Consider the following 12370-nt stretch of genomic DNA (forward strand, 5'->3'; position numbering starts at 1 on the left):
ATGACTTCATTTATTAAGGTCCCCTTTGCATCATCAGGGGATAAATCTGCTGTGCCTGACACTGATGCTGGAGGCGGTGTAAATATGACGCAGGGGTATGGTCAGGCTTACTCTTTGGATCCTGCCACTGACCCATCAGCAAAACGAATTGAACGCGACAAGATGAACTGGTTATTCAACAGAATAACTCAGGCAATTAATGAAATTCAGTCAGGCGGAGTGGCGCCTTTTATTACCAGCGCAGATAATGGAGGAGCTGCTTTCTCTTATGGTAAAGGAGCTTTAGTTTCGTTGGGCGGGGTTGTTTATCAGTCTTTGGTGGCGAGCAATACAAGCACTCCACCTGGCGCGAACTGGTCAGCATTGCCAGAGAAAATACAACCACTCGATGCCACCTTAACAGCACTTGCTGGTCTTGTTGGTGCAGCCAATAAACTCCCGTACTTCAACGGGACTGATACCGCCACGCTGACTGACCTGACATCTGTCGGGCGAGATATCATTGGCAAGACTGACGTTACTGCTGTTCTCCAATACCTTGGTTTAACTACAGCGCTGGCAGCTAAGCAGCCGCTGGATGCCACTTTGACAGCACTGGCCGGGCTGGCGAATGGGGCCAACAAACTGCCTTATTTCACGGGTACGGATACGATGGCCGTTGCTGACCTGTCAGCATTTGTCCGCGCTATGCTGGGGAAAGCGGATGCAACTGCCGTACTTTCATATCTTGGTTTGGTAGGAGGCCTGGCAAGCGATGCGGTCGGACGGCTGATTGGCGTTAAGATTATTACGGCTTCCACGACATACGCAGCAACGCCTGGCACGAAAAAAGTGCTGGCAATCATTACCGGGGGTGGTGGGGCTGGCGGTAGCTGCTCTGCAACAACCACAGGCTCCACTTTCTCTGGAGCTGGAGGAGGCGCGGGGGGGACTTGTATCGGCCTCCTTAACCTTGCTGATGCCACAAATAAAGCAATCACGATAGGTGCTGGCGGTGCTGCGGAACTTGCTGGCGGGAGCACTACGTTCGCAGGAATGGCCGCAGGGGGCGGGGGTGGCGGTGGATACACAAGCGTAACATCCACGCCTGGTGGTACAAGTGGTACGGCAACTGGCGGCATCATGAATATCCCAGGTGGTCATGGAGGAGATGGTCAGTCAGGAGCTTACCTAATTAGCGGAATGGGTGGTGGTAGTTTGTGGGGAACTGGAGGCCGCTCTGGTCAAAATGCTGGAATTTCTTCAATTGTGTATGGTGCAGGTGGTGGCGGAGCTTACGATACTGGCTTCTCAGGTACTAAGCGTAATGGTGGGAATGGTGCGCCCGGCGTGGCAGTAATACTGGAGTTTGCATAATGAACAATGTTTACGCAATCGTAAAAAATGAGTCCGTAATTAACGTTATTATGTGGGAAGGTGAACCTGACTGGGCACCAGACAAGGGGGAAGCCATTCGCGTACCTGACGGGGTTGGGATAGGTTGGGGCTATGCAAACGGGCAATTTACCGCGCCGCCAGAACCTGAATTAACCCCTGACGAGCTTGCGGCTAAAAACCTACTTACCGCGCAAGCTGCATATGAGAATGCATCAAATAAAATCACAGCGTTGAATGAGCAGATTCAGGATGATGATTTTGACGGTACGACAGAAGTGACGGTAAAAGCTGAACTGGCTGCCTGGACCAATTATCGGAAAGATCTTCGCGCGTACATCAAAAATTCTGATGGCAACCAACCTTTACCTACCGCACCGCCAGAGGTTTTGAATTAATTTATAGATGAAGGTGATTTTCATACCTGAAACCCTGATTTTTCACACTAACAACGACACGCGTAACAACGTGTCGTATAACTTTCTATGCTGACGTTTCGATCCCGAAGATTTCCCGACGGCGCCACGAAACCAATGGCAACTGATTGATCTTGAATGGGTGTAACAGTAAGTATCAGGAGGTGTTTTTTAGTGGATTTTTGGTGTTAACTTGTTGAAGTTTAAAGGTTATTTCGTTTTGCGTTGTAAACAGGAATCGTATTCGGTCTCTTTTTATCTGTCGAATACGATGCCGTCCAGGGCAAAACACTGCGTGTCGCATGCTGTATTCTTCCCAAACCATACCATACTCCGCCCCTCAATCGTCCAGGCTTTTTTGCTGCTATTGTTAAATTATTATAAGGGCGATCGCTCTATCCGGGAGGTCGAATGGAACACCCTGATGCTGTCTACCAGAGAATAGAAGGTACGCGTTGGCGCCACGTCTGGGTGGTGGGGGATCTCCACGGCTGTTTTTCCATGTTGATGGCTAAATTGCGCCAGTGCCGTTTTGATCCGTGGCAGGATCTGCTGGTTTCAGTCGGTGATGTGATTGACCGTGGACCAGACAGTTTGCGCTGTCTGGTGTTATTGCGTAAAAACTGGATGGTAGCGGTCAGGGGGAATCATGAGCAGATGGCGCTGGATGCGCTGACAACGGGAGAACAGTTGCTGTGGCAAATGAACGGGGGAGAGTGGTTTACCCATGCCGCGCAACCGGCGGCGAGGCATGCGCTTGAGGCGTGTCAGCAATTACCCTGGATTGTGGAACTGCGCTGTCAGAATGGTGTGCACGTTATTGCCCATGCCGATTACCCGGATGATGAATATCAATGGCAAAAGCATGTCGATTTACAGCGGGTATTGTGGGATCGCTCGCGGTTGATGAACAAAAGTGGCGGAATTGGTGGCGCGGACCATTTCTGGTTTGGTCATACGCCGCTGCGCCATCGTCTGGACGTTGATAACCTGCACTATATCGATACCGGTGCGGTATTCGGCGGCGAGCTAACGATGGTGCAATTACAATAATCAAAAATCGCTATATTCCTGCGCAGGTCGCCAGAAGCTGTCGATGTAGCCATCTGCTGGCAGGCATCCGCCATTGCGAATCCGCTGATCGTCCATCGAAATAAGGCACTGCTGTTCCGTATTGTAGACATCGACCACGATATCTTCACAACCGCCATCCAGGTAGCAAACAAAAAGAACCAGCGTGAACATTCCATCCCCAAATTATACTGCCGTACCGATAGTGTAGAAGAGGTTACTGCGTGGGGGAAATGAAGACATAAATAACCCGTCTGGCGACGGGTTCTTTTTGAATCAGGCAAAACGCATGATCCAGGCATCTGACTTACGATCGTAGTGCTCGCGGAATAGAACGGAATGTTCGCCATTAAGGAGGGCCGGGACGCTGGTATCGGCATCCCAGGCGTCCAGTTGCATACATAAATCCGGATCGGATTTACACGGAATGGTTAACGTTCGGTCTCCCGGCGATTCGCCATGTAACTCGGCGTCGTCGATTTCAAAAGCGCCAATGCGCACACTGGTTTTCATCATCGTGCTCTCCGTCAATTTGCTGGTTGTGGTACGACCAGTTAGGCCGTCCATTTTTCAGCGTAGTCAACGTGAGCAAAAGCGCCAGTAAAAACGTGCGTTATCCTGTAAAGAGTTTGCCATCCCGGACAAGATCGCGTGGATAGCTGTTCTTCAACCGTGAACCAATCCGTTTTGCCAGCCCAATCGGCTGGTGCTGGAAGGTGACCAGCACGTCGTCGCTGGCAGGCGCGGTCTGCGGGTAGACATCTCTGCCGCGATACCACTCTTCTGCTTCTTCAAGGTTCAGTTCGAACGCGTTGCGGTGATGTGGGTTGGCGAGAGCGATGACGGCCTCATGTTGCCAGCGGTACCCTTTATTGTGGGTTTCAGCCAGCTTAATCCCGAGGCGGGAAAACCGCACTTTACCAATCAGTGATTCAATCTCAACAGGGAATAGCCAGACTTCTTTATCACGCTGCCAGAGGCGAAGATTGTCTTCCCATTGTAATCCGCTGGCGTTTGCCGCCGCGGTGATTTGTGCGGTTTCACGACCTTTCAATGGGCTGAACGGGAAATTGCCGACCTTATATTTAGGGGCAGGCAGAGGAGGGATAGCGGCTGTTTTTCGCAAACGGGCAACAAAGAATCCTTCGCAGTCGTAAATTTGCGGGAAGACATGCAGAAAACCTTCTGGCGTCAGCGCGCGTTCAGCATCCGGGAATAAATCACCTAATGGGAGAAACTCCACGGCGTCCGGATAGGTTTCTAGCAGCCACTGCATGACGAGTTCATTTTCATCACGGTTCAGCGTACAGGTGGAATACACCAGCGTGCCGCCAGGGCGTAAAGCATGAAATGCGCTGTCGAGCAGTTCGCGCTGGGTGGCGGCAATCTCAAGATTACTGGCGACGGACCAGTTTTTCAGCGCATCGGGATCTTTACGCACCACGCCTTCACCGGAGCACGGTGCGTCCAGTAGGATGGCATCGAAAGATTCTGGCAACGCTGCGCCAAATACGCGTCCGTCAAAGTGGGTGAGGGCAACGTTAGCGATCCCACAGCGGCTGATATTGGCATGCAGCACTTTAACGCGACTGGCGGAAAACTCATTGGCCAGGATCGCGCCCTTATTCTTCATTTTTGCGGCGATTTGCGTGGTTTTTGAACCCGGCGCGGCGGCTACGTCCATTACCCGATCCGGAGTATTCCCTTCGGCAAACAGCGCGGCAACCGGCAGCATTGAACTGGCTTCCTGAATATAAAACAGCCCACTTAAATGCTCGGCGGTGCTGCCCAGTGGGACTGACTGCTCTTCGTCACGCTCGATCCAGAACCCTTCTTCACACCAGGGGATCGGCGTGAGCGACCAGCCGTAAGGTGCCGTTAAGGCGAGGAAATCGGCAACGGAGATTTTCAGCGTATTGACACGAATGCTGCGTCGTAACGGACGCTGGCAGGCGGCGAGAAAATCATCGAAAGAGAGCGTGGAAGGCATTGCTTCCCGCATTTGAGTCAGAAAGGCGTCAGGAAAATAAGCCACTTGGTACCACCGGAAAAAAAACAGGCGCGCAGTGTAGCATATTTGCTCCGGCGCGAGTACGCCGGAGCAGGAGGGTCATTAACGCGGCAGGGCGGTTCCCCATTCACGCCACTCTTTGGGTTCGCTTTCCAGCAACAGGAAGTGTTTTCCAGCCTGTGCTTTTGGTGCCAGTGGCGTACCCGGTGGAGTGGCGAAGGCAATACCGCCGCGAATGAACTGATTAAAGGTCCCGGTTTTCACCACGCCGCCGGTCAGGCCGAAGTCGAGGTTGTAGCCGGACGCCAGCCAGAACACGGAGTTATTACGCACCAGATGCTGATAGCGCTGGCTGATGCGCATGGCAATCATCACGCGGTCAGAAAGCGAACCCAGCGTCAGCCCGGTGACGGTACCCACCTCGATACCTCTGAACAGAACTGGAGTGCCGATATTCAGCGACCCGGCTTCCGGCGCTTCGACCACGATGCTCAGGCCATCAAGATAACGCGAGTCGGTAATAGTGGCTTCCTGTAGCTCAAAATCACGGCGTGGATTCCCGCGACCCGGCTCCACGTTAATATAAGGCTGCAAGATGGTATCAAGGTGCTCCACGCCTGCCGCAGAGATTTGCGGGGTAATTACCGAGAAGCGTGTCCCGCTGCGCGCAAAGGTCTGGACATATTCTGGGTACAGTACCGCTTTCGCCTGTACTTCATTGCGTGCGGTGATGAGTTCCAGGGTTTGGATCTGACCAATATCGATGCCAAGATAGCGAATTGGCATGCCCGCGGCGAGCTTACCGGCGTCAAAGGCGTGCAGGGTAATTTGGCCGCCTACCGCCCGTGCGGCGGTTTCAGAGGCGTACAGAATCCGCTTGTCACCTTTACGTTGGCTGGCGCTGGCACCACTCAGGTTGTCGAAGCTAATTGCCCCTTTTAGCGCGCGAGACAACGGAGAAGCCTGTACAGTCAGTCCGCTACCGTTAAGTTGAACTTTTGCGCCGCCTTCTGCCCAGAACACGCTGTTGTTGGTTAACAGATTGCGGTATTCCGGTTTGATGTGCAGGTCGATATCAAACGCATCGGCGCGAGGGCGCACGCTAATCACTTCACCCACTTCGAATTTACGGTACAGCACCACTGAACCGGCCTGAACGTCAGGCAACGTTTCGGCGCGCAGGCTGAGCGTGGTGGTCGGCAGATCGCTCAGGCTGTTTTCAATCGCTTTCTCCAGGTTGGCATAAAGCGGATAGCTGGTTTTCATTTCACCTTTGGTGCCGGGTAAAATACGAATACCGCCGCTAATCCATTCGCTGGCACTGGCTCCTAAGAACTCCACGCCGTCAATGCCTACTTTGACGTCAACCCGACTGTTGACCACAAATTTACTGTCACCTTGTACCAGGTCGCGATGCTGGGGTTCGATGGCAACAGTAAAGGAAACGCCTTTGCTGGACAGCGTACGTTCAATCACTTGTCCAACCTGGACACCATGCAGGATCAGCGGTTGACCCGCCTCAATGCCGTAGCTTTCCGGTGCAGTCAGGGTGAGCGTCATCACACCTGGATCGTGCAGTAAAGATTTTTCGCCGGGAACCACCACAAACTGACTGCGAGGTTCGCCCTCGCCGGGGACCAGTTCGAAGGTTTTACCGGTTAACAGCGAACTGAGGTTCGCATCGCTCAACGACAATTTGGGGCTGCGCAGTTCAATGCGCGTATTGTCCCGCAGCAACGAGACGACGCTCGGATCCACCGTCATTTCGCCGGTGACTTTGCCTCCTGGGATAAGTTCCAGTTTTGTCAGTTCGCCGACCTCCAGGCCTTGGTACATCAGCGATGTGGACCCTGCTTTTAGCCCATCGCCGCTGGGTAATTCCAGCTTGACGATCACGCCGCGCTGGCTGTGGGCGAGGTCTTGATACAGACCAAATGTATCGTCGGCAACAGCGGGCTGTGAATCTTCCGGTGAGTCAAAGGCGATGGCACCATTCACCAGTGCGGCCAGACTTTCCAGCTTAACCTTCGCCCCACTGAGGCTGATATCCGCATTGACCCCAGACACGTTCCAGAAACGGCTGCCTTTTTTGACCAGATTAGTAAATCGGCGCTCAATGAGCACATCGATGGTTACGCCCTGATTATTGGGGTTAATGGTGTAGTCATATACCCTGCCTACCGGTATTTTGCGGAAATATACCAGCGAGCCGCTGTTCAGGGAGCCGAGGTCAGGTGCATGCAGATGCAACATTAAATCGCCGTTATTCAGGCGATACTTGGGCTGCGTATCCAGGGCGACGAAATGATCTCTCGGCTCTCCGGTTCCGGGCATCATTCCGATATAGTTTCCGCCAACCAGTGCGTCGAGGCCGGAAACGCCTGCCAGCGAGGCTTTTGGCGTCACCAGCCAGAACTGCGTATCTTTACGCAGGGCATCTTTCATGCTGGCCTTGATGCTGACGCGAACTTCAATCTTGCGCAGATTTTTGCTGAGACTGATATCCTGCACCGTGCCAACTTCGACACCCTGATAGCGAACAGGCGTCCGGCCCGGCACAATACCATCTGCAGACATAAAGTCGATGGTAACGGTGTTGCCGCGGTCTTCATAGCTTCCCCAGATCAGCCACCCGGCGATCATCAGGGCGATGAACGGTAGCAGCCAGAATGGAGAAATGCGGCGTTTTGTTTTAATCTGCGCTTCAGTCTGCGAAGCGGGCGTTTCCTGACTCATGTGCATCCCAAAGTAAGCGGCTGTCCAGCCATTCCACAGCAAGAATAGTCAAAATTACCGCTGCGCCGAAATAAAACGCAGCCGGTCCCATAGTAAAAGCCAGTATCTGGTCGCGATTAATCAGCGACATGGTTAAGGCAATAACAAACAGATCCAACATTGACCAGCGGCCAATCCACGTCACTATGCGCAGTAGCAGAATGCGCGTGCGTAAGCCCTGTTCACATTTAAAATGGATGCTAATCAATAGGGTAAGCATCACGATCACTTTGGTGAAAGGCACCAAAATACTGGCGATAAAGACGATTGCCGCGACACCAACATTGCTGCTTGCCAGCGACATAATGCCGGACAGGATCGTGTCTTCCTGCCGGGATCCGTTAACGTAAATAACCGAGATGGGCAGCAGATTAGCAGGCAGCAGCAGGACAATCGAGGCCAGCAGCGCGGCCCAGCACTTTTGTATGCTTTGATTCCTGCGCCAGCGCAACGGAATATGGCAACGCGGGCAGCGACTGCGGGTGTCCGGATAGCCTGTAAAATGGCAGCCGAGGCACACGCGAAGCTGTTCATCGGGGCGCCGTGCGGGTCTTTGCGGGTAAAAACGGTCCCACAACTGTTCCACGTTGAGGTGCGACAGCGTCAGAATACTGAGGATCACCAGCGCAAGAAAAGCATACAGTCCCACGCCCGGCAGCAGGAAAGCGTAGTCCTGCACTTTGATCGACGCGACGCCGATACCGACCAGGTAAATGTCGAGCATGACCCACTCTTTGAGCCTTTCCAGCATCAGCAGGACCGGGCGCAGGTTCATACCGAGAATGTTGCCTAACCACAGATAAGCAATGGACGAGACAAGTATTATCGGCGCGCCCATCACGCAAAAGAGCACGAAGGAGGCGGTGAGTGGATCACCCTGGCGGGTCATTTGCCAGATCCCCTGAACCACATTGGCGTCAATACGAATGCCTAATAAAAAGATGTGTAACAGCGGCTCTCCCCAGGCAAAAGGCATCAGCAGCAGCATGGTGAAGGCCATTGCCGCCAGCCGTGTTAATGACCAGTCGCGTCCGTCACGAATTTTTGCCTGACAGCGGGGACAGTATGCACTTTGGTGCGAACGCATTTTCGGCAAGCTAAATAGCATGTCGCATTCGGGGCAACGCTGGTAGTGCGCACGGGGTAGCGCCTCACCGACGGACCTGATCGCTATTTTTTTGGATGGCTTGATGCGTGGAGTATTTAGGGCCATGTATCGCGGATCAAAGTGTTAGAGTAATGTTATCTTAACCCATGACGGGAATGATCTTGAGCATTAACGCATTTAATGTTTATTTTAGTAGGCTGCAGTTTTAAGTAAGACAACTAAGTGATTACATAATGAACAAAATAGAGCTATACACGGATCTGAACCGTGATTTTCGCGCATTGATGGCAGGTGAAACCAGTTTTCTGGCAACGTTGGCAAATACCAGCGCCTTGTTGTACGAACGTCTTTCAGAAGTGAACTGGGCTGGTTTTTATCTGCTCGAAAACGACACGCTGGTGCTCGGTCCCTTCCAGGGAAAGATCGCCTGTGTGCGTATCCCTGTTGGGCGTGGCGTGTGTGGTACAGCGGTGGCGCAGAACCAGGTTCAGCGCATTGAAGACGTTCACAACTTTGACGGGCACATTGCTTGCGATGCCGCCAGCAATGCTGAAATCGTCCTGCCAATCATGGTTGAAAATCAGATAATCGGCGTGCTGGATATTGATAGCACAGCGTTTGGCCGCTTTACTGAAGAGGATGAACAGGGGCTGCGTACGCTTGTGGCACAGCTTGAAACCGTGCTTGCAATGACGGATTACAAAAAATTCTTTGCGACCGTCGCAGGATAATCAACGGATAACGTAGCAATTACTGATGACGTCATTATAATGACGCCTGTTCATGCCTGCGCTTGTTGGCTACGTCCGTTGTAATCAGGAAATTTCATGGAAAATCAACCTAAGTTGAATAGCAGTAAAGAAGTTATCGCGTTTCTGGCCGAACGCTTCCCGCAATGTTTTAGTGCGGAAGGCGAAGCGCGCCCGCTGAAAATTGGCATTTTTCAGGATCTGGTAGAGCGTGTTGAGGGTGAAATGAACCTCAGCAAGACACAGCTTCGTTCTGCCTTACGTCTCTACACTTCAAGCTGGCGCTATCTGTATGGCGTTAAGCTGGGCGCAACGCGTGTCGATCTCGACGGCAACCCATGTGGTGAGCTGGATGAGCAACACGTCGAACATGCGCGCAAACAGCTTGAAGAAGCAAAAGCCCGCGTTCAGGCGCAACGTGCCGAGCAACAGGCGAAAAAACGCGAAGCGGCAGCTGCTGCGGGTGAAAAAGACGGCGCACCGCGTCGCGAGCGTAAGCCGCGTCCTGCTCCGCGTCGTAAAGAAGGTGCAGAGCGTAAACCTCGCGCTGAAAAACCGGCCGCTCAAGCACCGCGTGCTCCTCGCGAAGAACAGCATACCCCAGTGTCTGATATTTCAGTGCTGAAGGTAGGGCAGTCTTTAAAGGTGAAAGCAGGTAATAATGCGATGGATGCCACCGTATTAGAAATCACCAAAGATGGCGTCCGTGTACAGCTGAATTCGGGTATGTCTTTGATTGTACGCGCAGAACACTTGGTGTTCTGAAACGGAGGCCTGGCCTGGCATGAACACTTTTTTTAGGCTTACTGCGTTAGCTGGTCTGCTTGCATTAGCAGGCCAGGCACTCGCTGTGGAAGACATCACGCGTGCCGATCAACTCCCCATACTGAAGGAAGAAACGCAGCACGCGACGGTGAGCGAACGTGTCACATCGCGTTTTACTCGTTCTCATTATCGCCAGTTCGATCTGGATCAGGCGTTTTCGGCAAAAATTTTTGACCGCTATCTGAATCTGCTCGACTACAGCCATAACGTGCTGTTAGCGAGCGATATAGAGCAGTTTGCTAAAAAGAAAACCGTCATCGGTGATGAACTGCGCACGGGCAAGCTGGATGTCTTTTACGATCTCTACAATCTGGCGCAAAAGCGCCGGTTTGAACGTTACCAGTACGCGTTAAGCGTGCTGGCGCGTCCAATGGATTTCACCGGTAACGACACGTTTAACCTCGATCGCAGCAAGGCCCCATGGCCAAAAAGCGAAGCCGAGCTAAACGCATTGTGGGACGGTAAGGTTAAATTCGATGAACTTAGCCTGAAACTGACCGGTAAAACCGATGCCGAAATTCGTGAAACGCTGACCCGTCGTTACAAATTTGCTATTCGCCGTCTGGCGCAGACTAACAGTGAAGATGTGTTCTCACTGGCGATGACGGCGTTTGCGCGTGAAATCGATCCGCATACCAACTACCTGTCTCCGCGGAATACCGAACAGTTCAATACCGAAATGAGCCTGTCTCTGGAAGGTATTGGCGCGGTTCTGCAAATGGATGATGACTATACCGTTATTAATTCAATGGTAGCGGGTGGTCCGGCAGCCAAAAGCAAGGCGATAAGCGTAGGCGATCGTATTGTTGGCGTCGGCCAGGCTGGTAAAGGCGTCGTTGATGTGATTGGCTGGCGTCTCGATGACGTTGTCGCGCTGATCAAAGGACCAAAGGGTAGCAAGGTTCGCCTTGAAATCCTGCCTGCCGGTAAAGGCACCAAGACACGTACCGTTACGCTAACGCGTGAACGTATTCGTCTGGAAGACCGTGCTGTTAAAATGTCGGTCAAAACCGTTGGCAAAGAAAAAGTCGGTGTGCTCGATATTCCCGGTTTCTACGTTGGCTTGACGGATGACGTTAAAGTTCAGCTGCAGAAGCTGGAAAAACAGAATGTTAGCAGCGTGATCATCGATTTGCGCACTAACGGTGGTGGTGCACTGACCGAAGCCGTATCGCTTTCCGGTCTGTTTATTCCTTCTGGCCCTGTTGTTCAGGTTCGCGACAATAACGGTAAAGTGCGCGAAGACAGTGATACCGACGGCGTTGTTTACTATAAAGGCCCGCTGGTGGTGCTGGTTGACCGTTTCAGTGCTTCTGCTTCTGAGATTTTTGCCGCGGCAATGCAGGATTACGGCCGTGCGTTAATCGTCGGGGAACCGACCTTTGGTAAAGGCACCGTGCAGCAGTACCGTTCTCTGAACCGTATCTACGATCAGATGCTGCGTCCGGAATGGCCAGCGCTGGGTTCCGTTCAGTACACTATCCAGAAATTCTACCGTGTTAACGGTGGCAGCACGCAACGTAAGGGCGTGACGCCGGATATCATCATGCCGACAGGCAATGAAGAAACTGAAACCGGTGAGAAGTTCGAAGATAACGCCTTACCGTGGGATAGCGTTGATGCTGCAACCTATGCGAAGTCAGATAATTTAACGCCGTTTGGTCCTGAATTACTGAAAGAACATAATGCGCGTATCGTTAAAGATCCTGAGTTCCAGTACATCATGAAGGATATTGCTCGTTTCAATGCCCTGAAAGATAAGCGCAACATCGCGTCTCTGAATTACGCTCAGCGTGAGAAAGAGAATAACGAAGATGATGCCCTGCGTCTGGCGCGTATCAACGATCGTTTGAAGCGTGAAGGTAAACCGCCGCTGAAGAAACTGGACGATCTGCCGAAGGATTACCAGGAACCGGATCCGTATCTCGATGAGACGGTGAAAATCGCGCTCGACCTGGCGCGTCTTGAAAAAGACAAGCCAGCGGAACAGTCTGCGACCAAACAGTAATATCCAACAGGCACAAGAAATTGTGCCTGTTTT

11 protein-coding genes are annotated in these 12370 nt (G+C 52.4%); 6 read left to right on the top strand and 5 right to left on the bottom strand.

Annotated features, from left to right (window positions below):
• The 3 genes from IB214_RS10125 (at position 1) to pphA (ending at position 2843) form a co-directional block, all read left to right on the top strand.
• Positions 1–1356 carry a hypothetical protein gene (locus IB214_RS10125; protein ID WP_188249414.1) on the top strand — a complete coding sequence of 452 codons (1356 nt, stop codon included), beginning with the start codon at positions 1–3 and terminating at the stop codon, positions 1354–1356.
• Positions 1356–1772 carry a hypothetical protein gene (locus tag IB214_RS10130; protein ID WP_348939598.1) on the top strand — a complete coding sequence of 139 codons (417 nt, stop codon included), beginning with the start codon at positions 1356–1358 and terminating at the stop codon, positions 1770–1772. The genes IB214_RS10125 and IB214_RS10130 overlap by 1 nt, the downstream gene beginning before the upstream one ends.
• A 429-nt stretch (positions 1773–2201) precedes the next feature.
• Entirely contained in the window at positions 2202–2843 is a 642-nt protein-coding gene (pphA, locus tag IB214_RS10135) for a protein-serine/threonine phosphatase (RefSeq protein WP_115258234.1), read from the top strand.
• Here pphA and IB214_RS10140 read toward each other — a convergent pair whose 3' ends face one another.
• The 5 genes from IB214_RS10140 to yebS form a co-directional block, all read right to left on the bottom strand.
• On the bottom strand, positions 2844–3035 hold the full coding sequence (locus IB214_RS10140) for a YebW family protein (protein WP_045444034.1): 192 nt from the start codon (positions 3033–3035) through the stop codon (positions 2844–2846).
• A gap of 102 nt (positions 3036–3137) precedes the next feature.
• Positions 3138–3374, bottom strand: a complete 237-nt coding sequence (locus tag IB214_RS10145) for a YebV family protein (protein WP_161959030.1) — start codon at positions 3372–3374, stop codon at positions 3138–3140.
• A 100-nt stretch (positions 3375–3474) separates the two neighbouring features.
• A complete protein-coding gene (gene rsmF / locus IB214_RS10150; RefSeq protein WP_208642064.1) occupies positions 3475–4863 on the bottom strand; it encodes a 16S rRNA (cytosine(1407)-C(5))-methyltransferase RsmF in 1389 nt (462 codons plus the stop codon).
• A gap of 111 nt (positions 4864–4974) precedes the next feature.
• On the bottom strand, positions 4975–7608 hold the full coding sequence (locus IB214_RS10155; RefSeq protein WP_117342936.1) for a PqiB family protein: 2634 nt from the start codon (positions 7606–7608) through the stop codon (positions 4975–4977).
• Positions 7577–8860, bottom strand: coding sequence for a membrane integrity lipid transport subunit YebS (yebS, locus tag IB214_RS10160; protein WP_096756695.1), 1284 nt, complete (start codon positions 8858–8860; stop codon positions 7577–7579). Before yebS ends, IB214_RS10155 begins: the two co-directional genes overlap by 32 nt.
• A gap of 128 nt (positions 8861–8988) precedes the next feature.
• Here yebS and IB214_RS10165 point away from each other — a divergent pair, with 128 nt between their 5' ends.
• The 3 genes from IB214_RS10165 (at position 8989) to prc (ending at position 12337) form a co-directional block, all read left to right on the top strand.
• Positions 8989–9486 (top strand): GAF domain-containing protein, encoded by a 498-nt coding sequence (locus IB214_RS10165; protein WP_117342935.1) that lies wholly within the window; start codon positions 8989–8991, stop codon positions 9484–9486.
• 96 nt (positions 9487–9582) lie between these two features.
• Positions 9583–10269 carry an RNA chaperone ProQ gene (gene proQ, locus IB214_RS10170; RefSeq protein WP_096756697.1) on the top strand — a complete coding sequence of 229 codons (687 nt, stop codon included), beginning with the start codon at positions 9583–9585 and terminating at the stop codon, positions 10267–10269.
• A 19-nt stretch (positions 10270–10288) separates the two neighbouring features.
• Positions 10289–12337: a carboxy terminal-processing peptidase gene (gene prc, locus IB214_RS10175; RefSeq protein ID WP_096756698.1), complete on the top strand. Its 2049-nt coding sequence runs from the start codon at positions 10289–10291 to the stop codon at positions 12335–12337.
• Positions 12338–12370: the final 33 nt, after the last annotated feature.

It is taken from the genome of Citrobacter sp. C1 (assembly GCF_014596895.2).
Taxonomy (GTDB): domain Bacteria; phylum Pseudomonadota; class Gammaproteobacteria; order Enterobacterales; family Enterobacteriaceae; genus Citrobacter; species Citrobacter gillenii.